The organism is Brucella anthropi (genome assembly GCF_046630315.1).
Classification (GTDB): Bacteria; Pseudomonadota; Alphaproteobacteria; order Rhizobiales; family Rhizobiaceae; genus Brucella; species Brucella anthropi_A.
The window spans coordinates 12,971-33,258 of the sequence record NZ_LQBD01000020.1 but is presented as its reverse complement, the minus strand read 5'-3'; the positions used below and the strand labels follow the sequence as shown (position 1 = coordinate 33,258).

Sequence of the window (20,288 nt, the reverse complement as noted above, 5' to 3'; positions counted from 1 at the left end):
ATAATCTGGCTTCTATAGCGCTTTCACGCGCCCTTGGCATCAAATCCGTAAGCGCGTTCCACACGGGCAATGCGCACGCGATAGGCTTCGTACCATTTCTGGCGACCAAGCTTCTGCGCTACCAGATGATCCACGTCGCGCTTCCATGCGCGGATGCTTTCCTCATCGGCCCAGAAGGAGTTGGTGATGCCGAAGCCTTCCGCGTCGCGGGCACTTTCAATACCGAGATAGCCCGGCTGTTTGGCCGCAAGTTCTCCCATCTGCACTGCCATGTCGCCATAGCCGTCATCCTCGCCCGTAATACGCTGCGAAGCAAAGGTGACGATCAGATAGGGAGGCTCCGGTGTGGCGGCAAAACGACTGGATGACATTCGGCTGGTTCCGTGCTGGCTTGAGTCTCCTATTACATAACAAAAAAGCGGACCCGAAGGTCCGCTTTTCTGTAAGTCCAAAGCGACAGATATTAGCGCTTCGAGAACTGGAACGAACGGCGGGCCTTGGCCTTACCGTACTTCTTACGTTCAACGACGCGGCTGTCGCGGGTCAGGAAGCCACCCTTCTTGAGAACCGTGCGCAGGCCCGGTTCGTAGTAGGTGAGGGCCTTGGAGATGCCGTGACGAACAGCACCGGCCTGACCGGAGAGACCGCCGCCGGCAACGGTGGCAACGATGTCGAACTGACCAGCGCGATTCGAAGCAACGATCGGCTGCTGCAGGATCATCTGCAGGACCGGACGTGCGAAATACTTTTCGAATTCCTTGTCGTTGACGGTGATCTTGCCGGTGCCCGGCTTGACCCATACGCGTGCAACGGCGTCCTTACGCTTGCCGGTGGCATAAGCGCGGCCCTGTGCGTCCAGCTTCTGGACATGAACCGGAGCGGCAGCTTCGGTCTTGGCAACAGTGCCGAGTTCTTCGAGCGAGTTGAGCTGCTCAGCCATGATTATGCATTCCCTTTGTTCTTGCGGTTCAGCGCTGCGACGTCGAGGACTTCCGGCTGCTGAGCTTCGTGCTGATGGTTCGGGCCTGCATAAACGCGCAGGTTCTTCATCTGGCGACGGCCGAGCGGACCACGCGGGATCATACGCTCAATTGCCTTCTCCAGAACGCGTTCCGGGAAACGGCCTTCGAGAATCTGACGAGCCGTGCGCTCCTTGATGCCGCCCGGATGGCCGGTGTGCCAGTAGTATTTCTTGTCGGCATATTTGTTGCCGGTCAGAACAACCTTGTCGGCATTGATGATGATGACATTGTCGCCATCGTCGACATGCGGGGTGAAGGTTGCCTTGTGCTTGCCACGCAGGCGATTGGCGACGAGCGATGCGAGACGGCCGACGACGAGACCTTCGGCGTCGATCAGCACCCACTTCTTCACCACTTCAGCCGGCTTCTGAGAGAAAGTTGCCATTGAAGTCTTCCTTGACTTGATCCCCGATCTTGAAAATCAGGGCTTTTTTTGTTGCTTGTGTTGGATATTTTCCAACCCGAACGGGCGGGCAAAAGTTTCCTTTCACTCGCTTCCGGCGGGTCGATACACAATGTCCGGGCGCGCGTCAAGCCCTATATTCAAAGCGCTGTTTTAAAAATCAAGCAAAATCAATAGGTTGCTGTATTGGTATTATAATACCTTATCTTTTTGCCCGTTTATCGCGGTGGAATCGAATAGGTTGCGGTTGCATGGGCAACCAGTTCTCCATTTGCGCCATCGGTCAGGCTGATATCGAGAACGGCAAGGCGCTTGCCGAGTTTCAGGAGATGCGCCACGGCCTCCACCGTGCCGGGCGAGGGTTTGCGCAGAAAGTTGATGTTGAGGTTCGTCGTCACGGCAAGGGCTACCGGGCCGATATGGGCCAGAATGGCGGCATAGGCGGTAACGTCGGCAAGCGCGAAAAGCGATGGGCCGGAAACCGTGCCGCCGGGGCGCAGATGCTGTTCATCGGCATGAAGCCGCATTGTAGCCGACCCCTCATCCACGGCCACGACCTCGAAAGCATTGCCAAGCTGCGGAAACTCGCGCTGCATGAAAGCCCGCAGTTCATCGAGGCTCATGACGGGGCTGACGCTTGTAAGCTGCGCGGTATTGATATTCATGCATTCCTCCCAAATTTATTCATCAATAGAGGCAGCGGCGGCTTTCATGCAAGTGCTGGCTCAGGCGATTGAAGAGGACAAGATGCAAAACCCATCCGACGACCAGATCCGCGAAATCCTCCTTTCCGTGAAAACGATTGCGCTTCTCGGCGCATCGCCGAAGCCGGAACGCCCGAGCAATGGCGTGATGGAGTTTCTTCTGTCCAAAGCCTATCGCGTGATTCCGGTCAATCCGGGGCAGGCGGGAAAGCATATTCACGGTGAGCTGGTCGTGGCGCGTCTGGCCGACATCGAAGAGCCGGTGGATATGGTGGATGTCTTTCGCGAACCTTATTCGCTGCCGGGCATTGTCGATGAAGTTCTGGCGATGAGGCATCGGCCGAAGGTCTTGTGGACGCAGCTTGGCGTCGTGCATGAAGAAGCGGGAACGAAGGCGGCTGAGGCAGGACTGACGGTCATCATGGACCGTTGCCCGGCCATCGAATACCCCCGTCTGATCGGTCAATGAGAACTTTCGGATTTAAATTCTGCAATTGCGGGATTGAACGAAAAATCCTCCTTTGCTTTCCTGGCCGCAACGCCTAACGTCCGGTCACGATTGGGGTTTGGGACACAGGAGGAAATGATGTCAAAACGCTCTCCCGGAATTGAAACGCTTGCGGTTCACGCCGGCGCACGGCCAGATCCGACGACAGGCGCGCGCGCAACGCCGATCTATCAGACGACGTCTTTTGTATTCGAGGATGCCGACCACGCGGCCTCCCTGTTCGGGCTTCAGGCGTTCGGCAATATCTATACGCGCATCACCAATCCAACCACCGCCGTTCTGGAAGAACGCATCGCCGCGCTTGAAGGCGGAACGGCAGCGGTGGCGACGGCATCCGGCCATGCCGCGCAGCTTCTCGTCTTCCATACGCTGTTGCAGCCGGGCGATAATTTCGTCGCCGCGCGCCAGCTTTATGGCGGCTCGATCAACCAGTTCGGCCAGTCGTTCAAATCCTTCGGCTGGCAGGTGCGCTGGGCCGACGCCACCCATCCGACCGATTTTGCCAAGCAGATCGATGACAGGACGCGCGCCATCTTCATCGAAAGCTTTGCCAATCCCGGCGGCATTGTGGTGGATATCGAGGCGATTGCAGAAATCGCACACAGGAATGGCCTGCCGCTCATCGTGGACAACACGCTTGCCTCGCCCTATCTGGTGCGCCCGATCGAGCACGGCGCGGATATCGTCGTGCACTCGCTGACCAAGTTCATCGGCGGGCACGGCAATTCCATGGGCGGCATTCTGGTTGATGGCGGCACGTTCGACTGGGCCAAATCCGGCAATTATCCGCTTCTGACCGAGCCGCGCCCGGATTATGCCGGGCTGGAACTGCACAAGACCTTCGGCAATATCTCCTTTGCGATTGCCGCCCGCGTATTGGGCCTGCGCGATTTCGGCCCTGCCATTTCGCCGTTCAATGCGTTCCAGATTCTCACCGGCGCGGAAACCCTGCCGCTGCGCATGCAGCGCCACAGCGACAATGCGCTGAAGGTCGCATCCTGGCTGCACGGCCATGAAAAAGTGTCCTGGGTGAACTATGCCGGACTGCCGCATGATAAATATCATGCATTGCAACAGAGATATGCGCCAAAAGGCGCGGGCTCCGTTTTCACTTTCGGCATCAAGGGCGGCTATGAAGCAGGCGTGAAATTCGTGGACAGCCTCGAACTCTTCTCGCTGCTTGCCAATCTGGGTGACACGCGCTCGCTGGTCATCCATCCGGCTTCCACGACGCACCGCCAGTTGAGCGACGAGCAGAAAGTGGCCGCTGGCGCCGGGCCGGACGTGGTACGGCTGTCGATCGGCATCGAGGATGCAGACGACATCATCGCCGATCTGGAACAGGCGTTGGCAAAGGCTTGAGATGATGAGCCGGTTTCTCGATTTCGACCTGACCGGCATTGAAGCGGAAGAAGGCGCGCCCTTGCCGGAGCGCGTTCTTTCTGGCGCTCCCAAATTTCGTACATGGAATCTCGACGAGAATGCCGACGGCACGCTTTTTGCGGGCATATGGGAGAGCACGCCGGGCAAATGGCGGATCGAGTATGACGAATGGGAGTTCTGTCACATTCTGTCCGGCAGGTCTGTCATCCGCGAAGAGGGCGGAAAAACCCGCGAAGTCAAGGCCGGAGACAGTTTCGTCATCCGGCCCGGTTTCAGGGGAAGCTGGGAGGTGCTCGAAACCACCCGCAAGGAATATGTCATCAAGCTCTGACATTGGCTCCTTTTATGCAAAACACCCGCCGAATTTCGGCGGGTGTTGTTGTTTCAGTTGTTCGGACCGCGCTTGATTTGTCGAATAATCGAGGGACTGTTCGGGCTCGGACGACCAGCATTGTCGGACGGCGGACGGTCTGGACGTGGCGGGCGCGGACGATCCGGCCTGCTGTGCGGTGGGCGCCCCGGACGGTTGTGGTGGTGATACCGATCCCGATAATAGCGCGAGCTTCTGTAATAGCGCGGATAGTTCCGGTAATAGCCGCCACTATTATAGATGACGCCTGTGCCGACATAGCCGCCGCGCACATAATAAGGATCATAATTGCCAGAGCCGTAATAGCCCTCGGAAACACAGCCGCTGAGCGTCAGACCGGCAACGCCGATGCCGAGCGCCAACAAGATGGATTTCAATGACATGTTTGCTACTCCCGAACGGCCGGGGCTAGCGCTGGAATACGCAACAACCACGCGGCGGGCCACTATTTAGAGGGATTATGCGCGTTTCGATATAAAGCCCATAATCAATAAAGATTGCAGAGCGTTAGCTTGGTTAGTTAGGATCAAGCCTCCGCGCCAGGTCATGAAATATGGCTCCATGCACGTTCGCTAAACGCTTTGGGATTTCAAAAGTTGCTGCTGAATGGCAAAAGGTTTCTGCAAAAGCAAAACCGCCCCGAAGGGCGGTAGCATTGTTGTAGAGTGCGAATGCTGATTATTTGCCCGCGTCTTCTACTGTTTTCGCAATCTCTGTGAATTTCTGGCTGATGTTTGTTCCCAGCGTTGTTGCTCCGCCGATAATGACGACGGCGATAAGGCCGGCAATCAGTGCGTATTCAATAGCGGTTGCGCCGGATTCGTCCTTACGGAAACGCGCGAAAAACTTGGTCATGTGTTGCTCCTGAGATCATTCTTGTTTGTTGAGTGGTCGCTGTGACCTGGGAGCAAACTATCCCACAATTATGTGCACCCTCTTAAGTTGCATGGTAAATGGAAGATGAGTATCGTGTATGCTTAATAAATTACTGAATTTAAAACGGAAATAGCGGATGAGGCCTTTCATTTATTTAAGCGATTACTGTTATAAATAGCCGCACACCTCAACTGTGTTTGCCGGGCTGCACCAGATTGGCCATGAGGTGGAAAGCACCCGGCACGAGCTTGTCGAGCTGGGGATGCAGGACGAGGCTCGTATGCGTGTGGTGTCCCTTACCGATCGGCGCTGTAATGAGCGCGCCGCAGAGCGGCTGCTCTTCGTCATTATGCATGGAAAGGAGCGGCTGATAATTATTGGGGACGGCGGTTGAATGCCTGTTGCCCGGGCCACTCGTTTTATTCGCTTTTCCCGGCATTAATGGTGTTTGATCGCCGATTCCGCCCGACTATTTGCACCGTTTTTTGGTTGTTCTCATTGCTATCGGCTTGTGCGTTGGTGCGGGCATGGAAGGGTTTGCAGAAAATCGTAAGAAAGACACCGAATGCTGATTTTTGCACTTGCGCTTGTCGCACGAATTGCCTAAACGGCTCACACAACGGCTGGCCAGACATTTGGCGAAACAGTCGGGCGATTAGCTCAGTTGGTAGAGCGCTTCGTTTACACCGAAGATGTCGGGAGTTCGAGTCTCTCATCGCCCACCATTTATCCCTTTGATATTATTTACGAATATAGGTTTGCCGAGCTACGACTATCGTGAAAGCTCCGGTGCTACTGCGTGCGCAGTTTTCCTTTTTATCGCCCGAATTGCTCAAAAAGGCGGCCTAGTTCCTCAACAGGGACGGTTGGCAATGAAAGGCAAAGGAGAATTCGCGCCTTGGGACCGCTCAGCCGCCCGGCGAAGATTGCTCCGGCCTTTTCAAGGTCGCGTCCGCCTCCATCACCGTAGACAGGCAGCACCCGGCCTTCCGGGCAGCGTGAGGTGATGAGTGTCACGATGCCCCGTTCCGTTGCCCGGGCGACGGCATTGACGACTGCGGGCGTGGCGTTGCCCCGACCGAATGTTTCCAGTACAAAGCCGCGTGTGCCGGAATTGACCGCCGCTTCGATAAGACGGGCATCGGCACCCATCGCGAGCGTGATGAGATCGACCCGAGTTTCGATCGAGCGGGCGGCAATCGTCAGATAGCCTAGCGGTTTTCTTGTGATGAATACCGAGCCGCGATCCACCATGCCGAGCGGCCCATATCCGGGGGAATCGTAGGCTTCGAGCTTCGACGTATGAATTTTTGTCGCGTCGATAGCGGAGAGCACCTTCCCGGCGAAGACGACGAGGGTGCCGAGATCGCGAGCCGCGGGCGAGGCCGCAACAGAGATTGCGTCGGCAATATTACGTGGTCCGTCGGCATCCGGTTCGTCTGCGCTGCGCTGGGCTCCGGTAAAGACCACCGGCTTTCGCGAGGATATCGTGAGTTGTGCGAGGAATGCGCTTTCCTCCAGCGTGTCCGTGCCGTGTGTGACCACACACCCGTCGACCGTTTGGTCCCTAAGCCGTTCAGCTATATGGTGTGCAAGCCTGAAAGACGTATCGAGATCGATGCGATTGCTGCCAAGATTGCAGAATTCTTCAAGAACAAGATCAACCGCAGGCGCAAGCGCACCGAGAGAGGATAGAAGTTCCTTTCCCGTCGAAACGCTCAACAGCGAATCCGTTTGCGGATCGTAACGCGAGGCGATGGTTCCGCCGGTGGAAACGACGAGAATTCTGGGGCGATTCGTCCTGTCTGTCTTCATGCCGGGCCTAATGCAATATCTGGCTGAGAAAGAGCCGGGTCCGTTCATGTTTCGGCGCGTCGAAGAATATGGACGGTTCCGCGCTTTCGATGATGTTGCCCTGATCCATGAATATGACGCGGTCGGCGACCCGGCGCGCAAAGCCCATTTCATGGGTTACGCAGATCATGGTCATCCCCTCGTCAGCAAGGCTGACCATGGTGTCCAGCACCTCCGATACCATTTCCGGGTCGAGGGCCGAGGTTGGCTCGTCGAAAAGCATGATTTTCGGGTTCATGCAGAGCGCGCGGGCAATGGCTGCGCGCTGCTGCTGCCCACCGGAGATTTGCGACGGATATTTGTGACTGTGATCCGCGATCCTGACGCGGGACAGATAGTTCATGGCGATCTCGGTTGCGGCCTTGCGGCTCATGCCGCGCACCGACATGGGCGCGAGCGTACAGTTTTCCAGAATGGTCAGGTGGGGAAAGAGATTGAAATGCTGGAACACCATGCCCACTTCGCGCCGCACCTCGTCCACCGATTTCGCCTCATCCGTGAGTGCAATGCCATCGACGATAATCTGGCCGTCCTGATAAGGCTCCAGCCGGTTGATGCAGCGGATCAGCGTGGATTTTCCCGATCCCGATGGACCGCAAATCACCACGCGCTCGCCTCTGGCGACATCGAAATCAATGTCCTTGAGAACCTGAAATTGCCCGTACCATTTGCTGACCGCGCGCATGGCGACGGCACTGGAGGGCTTCTTAGCCGACAGATGCATGATTTGCCTCCTTTTCGTGCGTTTCCGATGGGAATGCCATTCTCAAAGGATCGAGCATTATCGTGAGCGCCGATGCATCCAGCCCCTCGGAAATTGCCACTTCCATGACGGTCTGTCCTGATGCAAGCGCCTGCTTGGCGATCTCTGCCGCCCTGGCATAGCCCACGACCGGGACGAGGGCGGTTGCCAGAGAAATGCTTTCCTCCGCGCCTGCGCGGCAGCGTTCCACATTGGCTTCAATTCCGTCGACGCAACGTTCGGCCAGATTGGTCATGGCGCGGCCGAGCAGCCGCATTGAACTGAGGATATTGTAGACGATCAGCGGCTCGAACGCGTTGAGCTGCAATTGCCCGCTTTCGGCTGCCATTGTGACGGTCAGGTCGTTGCCGATCACCTGATAGCAGACCTGGTTGACCGATTCCGGTATGACCGGATTGACCTTTCCCGGCATGATCGACGATCCGGGCTGAACCGCAGGCAGGCGGATTTCACCAAGGCCGCTTCGCGGTCCGCTTGAAAGCAGCCGCAGATCATTGGCGATTTTGGAAAGCTTGACCGCGATCCGGCGCAATATCCCGGAAAATGTGACGAACGCGCCCGTATCCCAGCTCGCTTCCACCAGATTGCCGGCGGCTTTCAGTTCGATACCGGAAATCTGCGAAAGTTCCGCGATGGCCTGTTCGGCATAGGCTTGCGAGGCGTTGATGCGCGTGCCGATAGCGGTTCCACCGAGGTTTACCTCGCGGAAAAGCACGGCAACCTCCTCCAGCCGGGCTGTGTCTTCCCGCAACGTTGCGGCAAATGCCTCGAACTCTTGTCCAAGAGTGATCGGAACCGCATCTTGCAACTGCGTGCGCCCGATCTTGATGACCGTCGCGAATTCCCGTCCTTTTGCTTCAAAGGCGGCAATCAGCCGGTGCAGCGCCGTCTGAACCTGGTTCTGGCTCAGAAGAAGCGCCAGCCGTACTGCGGTTGGATACACATCATTGGTGGACTGGGACATGTTGACGTCATCATTGGGATGGATCGTCTGGTAGTCGCCTCGCGGCCGCCCCAGATGTTCAAGGGCGCGGTTCGCGATAACCTCATTCGCATTCATATTGCTTGAGGTGCCCGCGCCGCCCTGAAAGACATCCACGACGAATTGCTCCATCAAACGCCCGTCAATGATGTCGTCGCAGGCGGCGACGATGGCCGCATATTTGGGCTCCGTTAGCTGCCGCAGCTTGTAATTGGCGGTGGCAGCCGCTTTCTTGACCATTGCAAGGGCGCGAACGAGGGCTGGAATATGGTTCAGCGCAACATCGGAAAGCGAGAAGTTTTCAACTGCCCGCAGGGTCTGGATGCCGAAATAGGCATCCATGGGAATATCGCGCTCCCCAAGGGAATCCTGCTCGCGCCGCGTCAGGAGATGAATGTTTTCAGGGGTTGTCATGATGGCTCTCAGGCTGCGGCGCTGGCCGGTTTCATGGTTTTGCCGGCGGCCGTTTCAAGCTCCGCTTTCGTGCCGAAATAGTCGGCGCGCACGGCGGCACCAATCAGGTTGACGAAAAAACGCCCGGCGGCGATCGCGGTAAGCTGGTTTACATCCTTGGAAGGCGTGATCTCCACGATATCCATGCCGACGACGCGCCCTTTCCTGACAAGGCCATGCAGGAGTTTGCGCGTCTGGGCATAGGTCACGCCGCCAAAGGCGGGACCGGCCACCGCAGGCATGACGGAAGGATCGATCCCGTCGGCATCGATGGTGATGTAATAGCGCCCGCCATCGGGAATACGATCGAGAATGGCGTCCATGCCGACATCATGCAGCTCGTAGGCCGTGATGATATTGGAGCCGTAAGCCCTGGCGGCCTCGTATTCTTCGGGGCGCGCCGTGCCCTGGGCACGGATGCCGATCTGGAAGATATCCTTGACATGCGCCATTTCCGAAGCGCGGCGGATCGGACTTGAAAGACCGTCATGCACACCATTGATGTGATCGCGCCAGTCCAGATGGGCGTCGATCTGGATCAGGGTGATCGGCCCCTGATCGTCATAAGCGCGCAGGACCGGGATCGGGATGCCGTGATCGCCTCCGATGATGAGGGGCAGGGCGCCGGCGGCGAGAATCTTGCGAACGGCTGCTTCCGCATTGCGGTAATGTGCGCCGGGGTCCTTGGGATCGCCCATCACATCGCCGCAATCGACCGCCTTGACGGCACGTCCATCGTAAAGAGGGCCATCGACGTCGAAGTCATACCGGTCGAGATTGCGGACGGCACGGTCGGTTGCCTGGCGCACTGCGGTCGGCGCCCGCGTCTGGTCGTTGGTGACTTCATCGATCGTATAGGCGGAGCCGTAAGGAATACCAAGAAAGGCGATGTGAGCGTCGAGCGTGTCGAGATCCGTATGGACCTTGGAATAGAGCATGCTCGTATGTCCATGCTTCGGCGCAGAGGTAAGCTTGTCGGTCATGGTACTGTCCTTTTATTTGTCTCTGGCATCGGCCCAAAAATCGAAATCGATTTTTGGAAAGCACAATGCGTGGTTTCAATGAGTTAGGGCGACCTTTGTGCGTCCAAATGGACGCACGGCGCTCTAATGCGTTGCAGCGGGCGAAAACACGCCGCCTGCATGGGAATGATCGGATGAAATCTGCGAGAGAAACTCCCGCAGGCGCGGATTGGCGGGATTGGAAAGCACGTCCTCGGAAGGGCCGGTTTCCGCAACGACGCCCTTGTCCAGAAAGACGATCCGGTCGGCGACGTGGCGCGCAAAGCCGATTTCATGCGTCACAATCACCATCGTGACGCCGGAATCGGCAAGTTCACGCAGGAAAAGCAGTACTTCCTTGACGATCTCGGGATCGAGCGCGGATGTCGGCTCATCGAAAAGCATCAGCTCCGGCCCCATGGCAAGCGCGCGTGCAATGGCGACGCGCTGCTTCTGCCCGCCTGAAAGCGCGGCAGGAAACATATGGGCCTTGTCGCGCAGGCCGAAGCGCTGCAACAGGGTGAGCGCCTGGGCTTCCGCTTCCGCCCGGGGGCGTTTCTGCACCTTGATCGGGCCTTTCACGATGTTTTCCAGAACGCTCAAATGGGGCCACAGATTGAACTGCTGGAACACGAAACCCATTTTCGGGCGCATGAGGTCGATTTTGTGATGCGACTGCATGCGCACCGTTCCGTCAGGCTTGCGTTCGCGGCCGATATATTCGCCGCCAACTTCGACGAAGCCCCCGTCGGGTGCGGTGAGATGATTGATGCAGCGCAATAATGTGCTCTTGCCGCAGCCGCTGGGGCCGATGATGCAGACCACTTCACCCGCTGATACATCGAAGCTGATATCGCGAAGAGCGGTCACATTGCCGAAGCTTTTGGCCAGATTGGAAATCCTGAGCAAGGGGGTGGTCATGCCGGTCTCCTTTCGCCGATCAAGAGATATTTGTCGGCCTGGCTGCTGCGGGCGTGATGCGCGCCCTGGCTGGCGCCGAAGGCTTTTTCGGTGCGGTGCATGAGATAGGCGAAGATGGCGGTGATTACCCAGTAAATGGCTGCGGTGGTCAGGAAGATTTCAAACGGCGCGAAAGTTTCGCCCTGTATGACGAGCCCCTGATAGGTCAGCTCCGCCACGGTGATGGTGCTGAGCACGGAGGTTTCCTTGACCATGGAGATGCTGGTGTTGGTCGAGGGCGGCAGCAGAAGGCGGACAGTCTGCGGCGCCACGATTTCATAAAGGCCCTGAAAGTAGGACATGCCGATGGCTCTGGCCGCTTCCATCTGGCCTTTGGGAACGGCGAGGATCGCGCCGCGGATGATTTCGGCGAAATAGGAGCTTGCGAAAAAGGCAAGCGCGATGGTGCCGACGATCGATTCCGGCAGGCGCACGCCCATAAAGGGCAGCCCATAAAAGAAGAGATAGAGGACGACGATGAAGGGAATGTTGCGGAACCATTCGACATAGGCGGTCGAAATCCAGCGCAACGGCCTGCGGTGCGACAGCGCCATGAGCGCGATGGGGATCGAGATCAGGAAGCCTGTGGCGATTGCCACGACCGCGATGACGATCGTAAGCCAGGTGCCGCGCGCGAAGAGCGTCCAATTGTCGAAGATGACGGAAAAATCGAAGTTCATGGCTTTACCCTCTGCGCGCTGCGAAGCGCATTTCCAGTACCCGGCCGCATTGGCTGAGGACGAAGTTCACGGCAAAGAGGATGATGGCTGCGCACAGCAGGGTTTCGAGAGGCCGGAACGAAGCATTCGCTACCTGCTGTGCGGTGCGCAGCACTTCAACCACGGTGATGACGGAGAGAAGCGCCGTGCCCTTGACGATGGTGGTGAGTTCGTTGACGAGCGGCGGCATGATGCGGATATAGAGTTGCGGCAGGATCACCTTGGTCCAGATCACCTTGCCCTTGATGCCGAGCGCGATCGCCGCTTCCACCGGCCCTGAATCCATGCCGGAAAGCCCGCCGCGCATGATCTCCGTTATGAAGATCGAACTGTTGAAGGCGATGGCCAGAATACCGGCCTGAATGGGAGAAAGGTCGAGCCCGAGCGCGGGAAGGCCATAATAGAACAGGAATATCTGCACCAGAATTGGCGTGCCGCGTATGAAGCTGATGACGACGCCGATCACGGCATTGAGGGGGGCTATGCCGAGCGTGCGCAGGATCGTCAGGGCGGTGCCGCCGATCAGCGCCAGGATCATGGCGATAATGGAAATGACCAGATTGGTGCCTATGGCTGGCAGAAGCTGGGGAAAGGCACCGCCCAGGGCGGAGACGCTGAAGTCCATCGTCGTTTCCTTCGATGTGATCGTTTGATGATTTGTCATGCGGGCCGGCCCGGACGCCGGCGAACCGCTGGGGCATGTCCGCCGAAATCGGAACCCGGCTCCGGCATCAGGACATGCGTGAAATTTCAGCGCGCACCGTCCGGCAAATAATCCTTTTCGGGCAACGCATAGGTCATGCCGAGCCACTTCTGCTGGAGCTTCGCAAAGGTGCCGTCCTGCTTGATCTTGAGAATGGCCTTGTTGAGCGCGTCCCGCAGGTCCTGATCTTCGGGGCGGACGACCCATGCATTATAGCTTGGAATGTCCGACGCCTTGCCGATCAGTTCGAATATGCCGGGGCGCTCGTTCATCAGGTTCTGCAAAACCGGCAGCCCGGCCAGGGCGGCATCCGAGGTGCCGTTGGCGACGGCGAGGAAGGAATCGTTGAAGGTCGGGAAGAGCTTGAGGTCGGCAAAACCTTCGCCGCTGCTCGCTTCAAGCCGCTTGTCGAGTTGCTTTGCAACCGGATCGACGGCAGACGCAAGCTGCGTCGAGACCACTTTGCCCTTCAGATCCTCCACGGTCTTGATATCGTCATTACCAGCCTTCTTGATCGCATAGGCGGTGCTGTCGGCGATGGGCAGCGTATAGGCATAGCGCTTGGCGCGCTCGGGATTGATGCCGACCGACGTGGCCACGAAATCGAACTTGCCTGCGATCAGGCCCGGCAGGATGCCCTGGAAGGGCAGGTCGAGCTGCTCGACTTCCACGCCCCATTGCTTGGCGATCTCGTCCAGGAGATCCCTGCCGAAGCCGACGATCTTGCCATCCTTGACGAATTCGAAGGGCGGATAGGCCGCTTCCGTGCCGACAGTGACTTTCTTTGTGCGCTGGATTTTTTCCAGCGTCGTTTCAGCCATGCCGGGGGCGATAGCGGATATCGCGCAGCTGACGCCAAGCAGGGCAATCGCGAGAATTTTCTTCTTATGCATCGGGTTCACTCCTCCAGAAAACCGTAGCTTCTGAATAATGGAACTATGCAGCTGCTGCAAACATAATGAGTTTTCTGCATCTGGCTGTGGCGGTTCGATCCAGCGTGCGGATTAAGAAAATTGCGGCGATGAACGAATGTTGCCTTAAAAATAATCTAGATATTTCAAATATTTATTATTCTTTGTCTTGCGATTTAGTATCTTTTTCCACTGCTGTCGGGCGATTGACGATTACCGATATTTCTGATTAGTATGATTGAAATTCATGATTACGGCGCGAGCGGCGGCTGATGAGCGAAGAAAGCCAGATGGTGGTCAGCCGGTTGGGCTTTGACCTGCAATCCCTGGAAATATTCATTGCAGTCTGCAAAACCGGCAGCATGACGGCTGCCGCCGCCTATAGCGACCTCACCCAGTCAGCCGTTTCGCGACAGATACACAATCTGGAAAAGCGCCTTGGCGTCGGCCTGATCGAGCGAGGCTCGCGCCCATTGAAACCGACGCTCGCCGGACAGAAGCTGATCAAGGCGGCTGAACATCTGATTTCGGAAGCTGCGGCCATACCGGCGCAATTGCAGGGCGCGGATACGCGCATGATCCCGCAATTCCGGCTGGGGCTGATCGATTCCCTGTCGGACCCGCTCGTGCCGATGCTGATAAAGGCGCTGCGTGATCGTGTCGGCTCGGTTTCGGTGGCGACTGGCTTCATGGCGCCCCTGCGCCAGCGCCTGCTCAAGCGCGAACTCGATGCGGTGATTTCGGCCGATCCTTTCGATGATGTCGACGGTTTTGAGCGGTTTGAACTGTTTCAGGAACAATTCGTGGTGCTGGCCTCGCGCGGTGAGCAGCCGTTTGGCGACGAGGCTGAATTTCGCAATTTTGCCGCTCATTTTCCGATGATCCGGTCCGGTACATCTTCCGGCATCGCGCAGCGGGTCGAGCAGCATTTCCGCCGCATGAAACTCGACGTGCCTCCGGCATTTTCCTGCGAAACGGTCGAATCCATCGTCAGTCTTGTGGCTTCCGGTGTGGGATGGTCCATTCTGACGCCTGTATGCGTTCGCAAATGTATCGCGCTTGCGCCCGCCATTCAGGTTCTGCAATTTCCGGGCGCGGGCTTCTCGCGGCGCATCTATCTCGTCGTCCGCCGGGGCGAGCTTGACCCCTTCGCCAGGCAATTGTCGGTCATATGCCGGCGCATCATCCAGAAAAGCTATATCCCGCAGCTTGCGGCTCTCGCTCCCTGGATGGTCGATGCCATTGCGCTTGATTGATTGTCAGTCATAGCCCGCCTGCCATCCTTCTTCCGACAATTGCGTTCCGGTTCAAGACAGGTTGCCCGCCGGGAGTATTTAAGCTATAGGTAATCCACTTATCCTATATCATATAGGCAATGTGATGAAGCTGAGTTTTCTGGGTGTCAGTCACTGGCATTCAACCATGCATGCCGAAGCGGCACTGGCAGCGGGGGCAAAGGTCAGTGTGGCCTGGGATCCGGATATGGCGGCTGCGGCGGCCTTCGCCGATAGATTTTCCTGTGCTGCCGCTTCAAGCCTTGAGGATGCGCTCAAGGATGCCGATTTTGCCGTGGTGATGGGACGCCCGTTCGAGATCGCGGATCGCGGCCTTGCCGTGATCGAAGCCGGCCTACCTCTGCTCATCGAAAAGCCCATCGGCATAGCGGCTGCGGCGTCGGCCCCTCTCATCGCGTCGGCCCGGCGCAACAAGGCCTTTGTCGCCGTGGCGCTGCCGCATGGGCTGGGCATGATGAATGCAGTGCGCAACCTCGCGGAGGCGGGACGGCTCGGTGCGATCTCGCATTCGCATTTCCGGCTGATAAATGGTCCCCCGCAGCGTTATGTGAATGACGGCGTATCCTGGGTACTTGATCGCGGCATTGGTGGAGGAGGGGCCTTGCGCAACCTCGGCATCCATGGCGTCAATGCGTTCCTCACCCTTGCGGGCGAGCAGCCCGTCGAGATCGTCAGCAGTTCGCTCGGGCGCCCGCTTCATGGAACCGAGGTTGAGGATTATGCCGCTGTGGTTTTGCGCGCGTCCGACGGGATGATCGGCCTCGTCGAGGCCGGTTACACATTTGCTTCCATGACACGCGGTCTGTTCGAATGGCGGATTTCCGCGAAAAATGCGTCATTGACCGATGCTGGCGACCGGCTGACGCTCGTGACGCTCGATGACGGGGGCGAGCGGAATTTGCCGGTCACCTTGCCCGCCCATCGTTACAATGACGTCATGGCCGACGCATTGCAGCGTTTTTCCCATGGCTTGCCGCCTGCCACATCGCTGGCTGATTGCCGTCGCGCCATGGAGATCATCGATCATTGCTACGCCCTGCAAGGAGACTGACATGCTTGGCATCGGTATCATCGGCGCAGGCCATTTTGGCGCGGCCCATGCAAGGGCGCTCCGGTCTGTCTCCAATGCAAGGCTGGTTGCGGCCTGCCGCAACGATGCGGAAGGCCTTGCGGCCTTCACTGGGGCTTTCGGCGGCAAGGGCTATCTCGATTATCGCGAATTATTGTCCGATCCCGATGTCGATGCCGTGGTGATTGCGCTGCCGCACCATCTGCACACCGATGTCGCGATAGCCTGCGCAGAAGCGGGCAAGCACATCATGATAGAAAAGCCCATGGCACCGACCGTTGCCGAATGCCGCGCCATTCTTGCCGCCGTCCGTAAGGCCGGTGTCACGCTCATGCCTGGTCATACAATGCGCTTTTCTCTGCCTTTCCTGGCTGCGAAACAGATCATCGACACGGGAGAGCTTGGCAGCATGCGCTATGGGTCGAGCCGCATGGTCAAGCTGTGGATGGAAGGAAACCGCCGCGACTGGCATCTCGATCCGGCATCCGGCGGCGGCATGCTTTTTACCGCCGGCATCCACGCGCTGGACCGCCTGCTTGCTTTTGCCGGGCGTCGCGCCACCCATGTCAGCGCCATCACGGCCACGGCATTCCACCAGCAGAAGGCGGATGATGTAGCTTTGCTGCTCATGCGCTTTGGAGATGAGGCCGCGGGACAGGTTGCCAGCATCGGCTATTCGGACGGTGCCTTCATATCGGGCGATGAACTGGTCCTTGACCATGGCGTTCTGACGGTGGATTTCTTCAAGGGTGTCGCATTGGGACGCGCCCTCAAATGGCAGCCGGTCGAAAACTCGATCGAGCCGGACGTGCCCGAACAGGCGCTTGTCCGCCAGTGGCGCGCCTTCATTCATGCGGTCGAAACGGGCACTGTGCCTCCGGTGACAGGCGAGGACGGCCTTCATGTGGTGGCCTGCATCGAAGCCGCCTTCAAGGCCTCACGCGAGCGCCGGGAGGTCGCGGTCGAGGCATGAGCGCTTTCGCCGGGATGAAGCGCCGTGCGCCCGGATGGGTGTGCGGCGCCTCCTGACGATCAATCCGAAACGCTGCCCATCCAGATTTTGGGCGTGCGGATGCCGGGGCGGATTTCACCGGAAGGCAGGATCAGCTTGTCCTTCCAGCGTACAGGCTGGGTGGTGACGGGCGACGCGCCGGGAAAGGAACCGATCTGCGCCCATGTCCGGTCCTTCGTATCATAGGCCAGAATTTCGGTGTTGAAGCCGAAATGATGGTCGGCCAGAAAGGTCAGGGCTGCATTGGCTTTTTCCCATTCGGGCGTTCCGCTTTCATGCTTGGCGCGCTCGGTTTCAAGCCTGGTCAGCATGTTCCAGCGCTCCACATCCTTGTCGCCGCCGACGATGACCATATAGCGATCCTTCACGCCGAATGCTTCGCCGGCCATGGCGGGAAACGGCATATCGGGCAGTTTTTCCCATGTCTGGCTGGCCGGATCGAAGGCATAGGCGTCGTTGTGGATATGCCAGGCATCGTCTTTCTTGTTGCGTCCGGAAGCGACGATGAACTTTCCGCCGACGGCAGCGGCAAGGGCTGTGTCACGCGCTTCGCCGGGGAAGGCGGGAAGCGGTTTCCAGCCCGCATCGGGCTTGCCGAGGTCAAGCGCGTAGACGTCCTTGCCGGTCTGGTAATAGACCGTATCGCCGATCAGGGCGGCTGCGCCATAGCTGCTGGCGGCGGGAAGCGGCGGATAATCCTTGAACGTGACCTCGTCCTTCTGCGGGTCATAGCGCATCAGGAAAACGCCTGCCGACTTTTCGACTTTCGCGCTTTTTGTGCCATTCGGCCCGGCCTTGAAACCTTCCCCGCCAATGACCAATACGCCGTCTGGCAGGCTCACCGTCGCTGCGTAACCGATGGCTGAAGGCAGCAGAAATTCCTTCTTGCTCCAGCTCTTGCCGTTGAGATCAAGGACGAAAAGCTCGTTCCAGTAAACCTTGCCGAGCGTGTTGGCCTCATTGGGCATCTTGCCCGGCTCGGGAAAATTCGCGCCGCCGCCGACCAGAAGATAATCGCCGTGAACGCCGGTGATGGGGCCTGCAAGCCCGATCTGCCGCCAGTATTTTTCCTTCACCGGAATGGCATCGTTCCATGCCTTTGTGTTGGCGGGTATGGATGGCAGTTCCTTCCATTGAAGCGCAATGCCATCCGCAAGCGCCGGGGTTGCGCAGGCAAGCGCCAGCGCAAGGCCGGCGCCGGAAACATATCTGGATAGTATTTTCACGTCGCTACTCCCATTTTGACAGAAATATCCATTGGTGATCGCGGGTTTGTGGCGTGTTCCTGGTGCAGTCGCACAGGGCGACTTTTGGAACGGGCTCTCATTCATATGTCGTCGCGGATACAAGCCTTGAACTGGCCGGGCCGCACCTCGCGCAATGGCGGAACGGCTGCGGCGCAGGCATCGATGGCCATGGGGCAGCGGGTGCGGAAAACGCAGCCGCTCGGCGGATTGGCGGGGCTTGGAATGTCGCCGCGCAGGATCTGCCGTTCGGTTCTGGCGTCCGGGTCCGGGGAGGGGATGGCGGAGAGCAGCGCCCGTGTGTAGGGGTGCTCCGGGCGGGCGTAGAGGTCCTCGCTGCTTGCGATTTCCATGATGCGGCCAAGATAAAGCACGATCACGCGGTCACAGATATATTCGACCACCGCCAGATCGTGCGAAATGAACAGCATGGTCAGGCCAAGCCGCTGCTGGAGATCGCGCAGAAGGTTGACCACCTGCGCCTGAATGGAAACATCGAGCGCGGAAACCGGCTCGTCGGCCACGATGAAATCCGGTTCCAGCGTGAGCGCGCGGGCAATGCCGATGCGCTGGCGCTGCCCGCCGGAAAATTCATGGGCATAGCGATTGATGGCGTCGGGCGGCAGTTCCACCTGTTCCAGCGCCTTGCGTGCCCGTTCCTGCCGCTCGGCTTTGGTGCCGATGCCCTGGATATTGAGGCCTTCCATAAGGATTTCACCGATCGTCATGCGCGGCGAAAGCGAGGCGAACGGGTCCTGGAAGATATATTGCATCCGCCGCCGCTGGCCGCGCATCTCACGTGCCGAAAGGGTCGCGACATCGGTGCCGTCGAACATGATCCGCCCTGCGGTCGGTTCGATGAGGCGCAGGACCGAGCGGCCGATCGTCGTCTTGCCGCTGCCGGATTCCCCCACCAGTCCGACCACTTCGCCGCGCGCGATGTCGAAGGAGATATTGTCCAGAATTTTCAGCGTGGCGCTGCGGGCCTCATAATGTTTGGCAAGCCCGCGCACGGACAGAAGGGGTGTTTCGGTCATGCGGCGATCTCCTGCCAGCGAATGCAGCGGCTGCCATGGTGTTCGTTGACGGATGCGAGCGGCGGAACGGCGGCGCGGCACGCCTCGATGGCGAAGGAACAGCGCGGCGCGAAGGCGCAGCCCGACGGCAGATTGGCAAGCCCCGGCACCATGCCGGGAATGGTGTTCAGTTTTTCGCCGCGCCGCTTCATTTGCGTGGCGTCGCCAAGCCGCGGCATGGAGCGCAGCAGCCCCATCGTGTAGGGATGGCGCGGATTGCGGAATACTTCCTTCACCGGGCCGCTCTCGACGATCCGGCCGGCATACATCACCACCACCCGCTGCGCGATTTCGGCGACAACGCCCAGATTATGGGTGACGAACAGCATGCCCATGCCGCTTTCGTTTTGAAGCTTTTGCATGAGGTCCAGAATCTGGGCCTGAATGGTGACGTCCAGTGCGGTCGTGGGTTCATCGGCGATCAGGAGCGTCGGATTGCATATCAGCGCCATGGCTATCGTTGCGCGCTGGCGCATGCCGCCCGACAATTCGTGCGGATATTGCCCGGCGCGGCGGCGGGCATCGGGAATGCCCACCCTGTCGAGGAGTTCCACCGCCGCCTCAAGCGCCTCGCGGCGGCTTGCGCCCCGGTGAACCCGCAAGGGTTCGCCGATCTGGTCGCCGATCGTATAGACCGGGTTGAGGCTCGTCATGGGCTCCTGGAAAACCATGCCGATATCGTTGCCGCGAATGCGGCGCATGGCTTCCTCATCGATGGCGGCAAGGTCCACGGTCTGCCCGCTCTTGCCGCACAGGACAATGGAGCCCGCATCGATGAAGCCCACCTTTCGGGCAAGAAGCCGCATGATGGAGAGGCTCGTCACCGATTTGCCTGAGCCGGATTCACCGACAAGCGCCACGGTCTCGCCGGGATTGACGGTGATGTCCACGCCGTTGACCGCGACGATCTCACGCGCGCGGGTACGGAAGACGGTGCGCAGTCCCTTGATGTCGAGGATCGGTTGCCGGCTCATGACGCT

The 20,288-nt window shown here is 58.6% G+C and carries 23 protein-coding genes, 1 tRNA gene and 1 pseudogene; 7 read left to right on the top strand and 18 right to left on the bottom strand.

Annotated features, from left to right (window positions below):
* Nucleotides 1-23: 23 nt before the first annotated feature.
* From AVM02_RS12065 to AVM02_RS12050, 4 genes are all read right to left on the bottom strand, one after another.
* Nucleotides 24-371, bottom strand: a complete 348-nt coding sequence (locus AVM02_RS12065) for an antibiotic biosynthesis monooxygenase family protein (RefSeq protein ID WP_411507190.1) — start codon at nt 369-371, stop codon at nt 24-26.
* 92 nt (nt 372-463) lie between these two features.
* On the bottom strand, nt 464-940 hold the full coding sequence (gene rpsI / locus AVM02_RS12060) for a 30S ribosomal protein S9 (protein ID WP_006466519.1): 477 nt from the start codon (nt 938-940) through the stop codon (nt 464-466).
* 2 nt (nt 941-942) lie between these two features.
* Entirely contained in the window at nt 943-1,407 is a 465-nt protein-coding gene (rplM, locus tag AVM02_RS12055; protein ID WP_006472812.1) for a 50S ribosomal protein L13, read from the bottom strand.
* A 236-nt stretch (nt 1,408-1,643) separates the two neighbouring features.
* Nucleotides 1,644-2,090 (bottom strand): PaaI family thioesterase, encoded by a 447-nt coding sequence (locus tag AVM02_RS12050; RefSeq protein ID WP_411507189.1) that lies wholly within the window; start codon nt 2,088-2,090, stop codon nt 1,644-1,646.
* A gap of 46 nt (nt 2,091-2,136) precedes the next feature.
* On the opposite strand from AVM02_RS12050, the gene AVM02_RS12045 reads away from it, so the two are divergent.
* The 3 genes from AVM02_RS12045 (at nt 2,137) to AVM02_RS12035 (ending at nt 4,351) form a co-directional block, all read left to right on the top strand.
* Nucleotides 2,137-2,598, top strand: a complete 462-nt coding sequence (locus tag AVM02_RS12045) for a CoA-binding protein (RefSeq protein WP_411507188.1) — start codon at nt 2,137-2,139, stop codon at nt 2,596-2,598.
* 117 nt (nt 2,599-2,715) lie between these two features.
* Nucleotides 2,716-3,999, top strand: a complete 1,284-nt coding sequence (locus tag AVM02_RS12040) for an O-acetylhomoserine aminocarboxypropyltransferase (RefSeq protein WP_411507187.1) — start codon at nt 2,716-2,718, stop codon at nt 3,997-3,999.
* Between the two features lie 4 nt (nt 4,000-4,003).
* Nucleotides 4,004-4,351 carry a cupin domain-containing protein gene (locus AVM02_RS12035; protein WP_411507206.1) on the top strand — a complete coding sequence of 116 codons (348 nt, stop codon included), beginning with the start codon at nt 4,004-4,006 and terminating at the stop codon, nt 4,349-4,351.
* A 53-nt stretch (nt 4,352-4,404) separates the two neighbouring features.
* Here the strand turns inward: AVM02_RS12035 and AVM02_RS12030 are convergent, their stop codons facing one another.
* From AVM02_RS12030 to AVM02_RS12020, 3 genes and pseudogenes are all read right to left on the bottom strand, one after another.
* The gene (locus AVM02_RS12030; protein ID WP_411507186.1) at nt 4,405-4,773 is read right to left on the bottom strand and encodes a hypothetical protein; all 369 of its coding nucleotides are present in this window, start codon (nt 4,771-4,773) and stop codon (nt 4,405-4,407) included.
* A 295-nt stretch (nt 4,774-5,068) separates the two neighbouring features.
* On the bottom strand, nt 5,069-5,245 hold the full coding sequence (locus AVM02_RS12025) for a Flp family type IVb pilin (RefSeq protein ID WP_411507185.1): 177 nt from the start codon (nt 5,243-5,245) through the stop codon (nt 5,069-5,071).
* A gap of 208 nt (nt 5,246-5,453) precedes the next feature.
* Nucleotides 5,454-5,639: pseudogene (locus AVM02_RS12020) on the bottom strand (hypothetical protein); the annotation flags it as partial.
* Between the two features lie 276 nt (nt 5,640-5,915).
* On the opposite strand from AVM02_RS12020, the gene AVM02_RS12015 reads away from it, so the two are divergent.
* Nucleotides 5,916-5,991, top strand: a tRNA-Val gene (locus AVM02_RS12015).
* Between the two features lie 91 nt (nt 5,992-6,082).
* Here AVM02_RS12015 and AVM02_RS12010 read toward each other — a convergent pair.
* The 8 genes from AVM02_RS12010 to AVM02_RS11975 all read right to left on the bottom strand — a co-directional run bounded on the left by AVM02_RS12010 (nt 6,083) and on the right by AVM02_RS11975 (nt 13,594).
* Nucleotides 6,083-7,081, bottom strand: a complete 999-nt coding sequence (locus AVM02_RS12010) for an asparaginase (RefSeq protein ID WP_411507184.1) — start codon at nt 7,079-7,081, stop codon at nt 6,083-6,085.
* Nucleotides 7,082-7,088: 7 nt separating this feature from the next.
* Nucleotides 7,089-7,844 carry an amino acid ABC transporter ATP-binding protein gene (locus AVM02_RS12005; RefSeq protein ID WP_411507183.1) on the bottom strand — a complete coding sequence of 252 codons (756 nt, stop codon included), beginning with the start codon at nt 7,842-7,844 and terminating at the stop codon, nt 7,089-7,091.
* A complete protein-coding gene (locus tag AVM02_RS12000; RefSeq protein WP_411507182.1) occupies nt 7,828-9,279 on the bottom strand; it encodes an aspartate ammonia-lyase in 1,452 nt (483 codons plus the stop codon). The genes AVM02_RS12005 and AVM02_RS12000 overlap by 17 nt, the downstream gene beginning before the upstream one ends.
* An 8-nt stretch (nt 9,280-9,287) precedes the next feature.
* Nucleotides 9,288-10,301, bottom strand: a complete 1,014-nt coding sequence (locus tag AVM02_RS11995) for an agmatinase (protein WP_411507181.1) — start codon at nt 10,299-10,301, stop codon at nt 9,288-9,290.
* Nucleotides 10,302-10,424: 123 nt separating this feature from the next.
* A complete protein-coding gene (locus tag AVM02_RS11990; protein ID WP_411507180.1) occupies nt 10,425-11,240 on the bottom strand; it encodes an amino acid ABC transporter ATP-binding protein in 816 nt (271 codons plus the stop codon).
* Nucleotides 11,237-11,959: an amino acid ABC transporter permease gene (locus tag AVM02_RS11985; protein ID WP_411507179.1), complete on the bottom strand. Its 723-nt coding sequence runs from the start codon at nt 11,957-11,959 to the stop codon at nt 11,237-11,239. The genes AVM02_RS11990 and AVM02_RS11985 overlap by 4 nt, the downstream gene beginning before the upstream one ends.
* A gap of 4 nt (nt 11,960-11,963) precedes the next feature.
* Nucleotides 11,964-12,623, bottom strand: coding sequence for an amino acid ABC transporter permease (locus tag AVM02_RS11980; RefSeq protein WP_076771930.1), 660 nt, complete (start codon nt 12,621-12,623; stop codon nt 11,964-11,966).
* Between the two features lie 125 nt (nt 12,624-12,748).
* Entirely contained in the window at nt 12,749-13,594 is an 846-nt protein-coding gene (locus AVM02_RS11975; RefSeq protein WP_411507178.1) for a transporter substrate-binding domain-containing protein, read from the bottom strand.
* 290 nt (nt 13,595-13,884) lie between these two features.
* Here AVM02_RS11975 and AVM02_RS11970 point away from each other — a divergent pair, with 290 nt between their 5' ends.
* The 3 genes from AVM02_RS11970 (at nt 13,885) to AVM02_RS11960 (ending at nt 16,949) form a co-directional block, all read left to right on the top strand.
* Complete coding sequence (locus AVM02_RS11970) at nt 13,885-14,868, top strand: LysR family transcriptional regulator (RefSeq protein WP_411507177.1); 984 nt, start codon at nt 13,885-13,887, stop codon at nt 14,866-14,868.
* 124 nt (nt 14,869-14,992) lie between these two features.
* Complete coding sequence (locus AVM02_RS11965) at nt 14,993-15,958, top strand: Gfo/Idh/MocA family protein (RefSeq protein WP_411507176.1); 966 nt, start codon at nt 14,993-14,995, stop codon at nt 15,956-15,958.
* A gap of 1 nt (nt 15,959) precedes the next feature.
* Complete coding sequence (locus tag AVM02_RS11960; RefSeq protein ID WP_411507175.1) at nt 15,960-16,949, top strand: Gfo/Idh/MocA family protein; 990 nt, start codon at nt 15,960-15,962, stop codon at nt 16,947-16,949.
* 59 nt (nt 16,950-17,008) lie between these two features.
* Here AVM02_RS11960 and AVM02_RS11955 read toward each other — a convergent pair whose 3' ends face one another.
* The 3 genes from AVM02_RS11955 to AVM02_RS11945 all read right to left on the bottom strand — a co-directional run bounded on the left by AVM02_RS11955 (nt 17,009) and on the right by AVM02_RS11945 (nt 20,282).
* Nucleotides 17,009-18,214 carry a kelch repeat-containing protein gene (locus tag AVM02_RS11955; protein ID WP_411507174.1) on the bottom strand — a complete coding sequence of 402 codons (1,206 nt, stop codon included), beginning with the start codon at nt 18,212-18,214 and terminating at the stop codon, nt 17,009-17,011.
* A gap of 101 nt (nt 18,215-18,315) precedes the next feature.
* A complete protein-coding gene (locus AVM02_RS11950; RefSeq protein ID WP_411507173.1) occupies nt 18,316-19,269 on the bottom strand; it encodes an ABC transporter ATP-binding protein in 954 nt (317 codons plus the stop codon).
* A complete protein-coding gene (locus tag AVM02_RS11945) occupies nt 19,266-20,282 on the bottom strand; it encodes an ABC transporter ATP-binding protein (RefSeq protein WP_411507172.1) in 1,017 nt (338 codons plus the stop codon). Before AVM02_RS11945 ends, AVM02_RS11950 begins: the two co-directional genes overlap by 4 nt.
* Between the last annotated feature and the right edge of the window lie 6 nt (nt 20,283-20,288).

Coding starts and splice junctions, on each gene's coding strand:
- AVM02_RS12065 (WP_411507190.1), bottom strand. CDS start 371: ATGTCATCCAGTCGTTTTGCCGCCACACCGGAGCCTCCCTATCTGATC.
- rpsI (WP_006466519.1), bottom strand. CDS start 940: ATGGCTGAGCAGCTCAACTCGCTCGAAGAACTCGGCACTGTTGCCAAG.
- rplM (WP_006472812.1), bottom strand. CDS start 1,407: ATGGCAACTTTCTCTCAGAAGCCGGCTGAAGTGGTGAAGAAGTGGGTG.
- AVM02_RS12050 (WP_411507189.1), bottom strand. CDS start 2,090: ATGAATATCAATACCGCGCAGCTTACAAGCGTCAGCCCCGTCATGAGC.
- AVM02_RS12045 (WP_411507188.1), top strand. CDS start 2,137: ATGCAAGTGCTGGCTCAGGCGATTGAAGAGGACAAGATGCAAAACCCA.
- AVM02_RS12040 (WP_411507187.1), top strand. CDS start 2,716: ATGTCAAAACGCTCTCCCGGAATTGAAACGCTTGCGGTTCACGCCGGC.
- AVM02_RS12035 (WP_411507206.1), top strand. CDS start 4,004: ATGAGCCGGTTTCTCGATTTCGACCTGACCGGCATTGAAGCGGAAGAA.
- AVM02_RS12030 (WP_411507186.1), bottom strand. CDS start 4,773: ATGTCATTGAAATCCATCTTGTTGGCGCTCGGCATCGGCGTTGCCGGT.
- AVM02_RS12025 (WP_411507185.1), bottom strand. CDS start 5,245: ATGACCAAGTTTTTCGCGCGTTTCCGTAAGGACGAATCCGGCGCAACC.
- AVM02_RS12010 (WP_411507184.1), bottom strand. CDS start 7,081: ATGAAGACAGACAGGACGAATCGCCCCAGAATTCTCGTCGTTTCCACC.
- AVM02_RS12005 (WP_411507183.1), bottom strand. CDS start 7,844: ATGCATCTGTCGGCTAAGAAGCCCTCCAGTGCCGTCGCCATGCGCGCG.
- AVM02_RS12000 (WP_411507182.1), bottom strand. CDS start 9,279: ATGACAACCCCTGAAAACATTCATCTCCTGACGCGGCGCGAGCAGGAT.
- AVM02_RS11995 (WP_411507181.1), bottom strand. CDS start 10,301: ATGACCGACAAGCTTACCTCTGCGCCGAAGCATGGACATACGAGCATG.
- AVM02_RS11990 (WP_411507180.1), bottom strand. CDS start 11,240: ATGACCACCCCCTTGCTCAGGATTTCCAATCTGGCCAAAAGCTTCGGC.
- AVM02_RS11985 (WP_411507179.1), bottom strand. CDS start 11,959: ATGAACTTCGATTTTTCCGTCATCTTCGACAATTGGACGCTCTTCGCG.
- AVM02_RS11980 (WP_076771930.1), bottom strand. CDS start 12,623: ATGGACTTCAGCGTCTCCGCCCTGGGCGGTGCCTTTCCCCAGCTTCTG.
- AVM02_RS11975 (WP_411507178.1), bottom strand. CDS start 13,594: ATGCATAAGAAGAAAATTCTCGCGATTGCCCTGCTTGGCGTCAGCTGC.
- AVM02_RS11970 (WP_411507177.1), top strand. CDS start 13,885: ATGAGCGAAGAAAGCCAGATGGTGGTCAGCCGGTTGGGCTTTGACCTG.
- AVM02_RS11965 (WP_411507176.1), top strand. CDS start 14,993: ATGAAGCTGAGTTTTCTGGGTGTCAGTCACTGGCATTCAACCATGCAT.
- AVM02_RS11960 (WP_411507175.1), top strand. CDS start 15,960: ATGCTTGGCATCGGTATCATCGGCGCAGGCCATTTTGGCGCGGCCCAT.
- AVM02_RS11950 (WP_411507173.1), bottom strand. CDS start 19,269: ATGACCGAAACACCCCTTCTGTCCGTGCGCGGGCTTGCCAAACATTAT.
- AVM02_RS11945 (WP_411507172.1), bottom strand. CDS start 20,282: ATGAGCCGGCAACCGATCCTCGACATCAAGGGACTGCGCACCGTCTTC.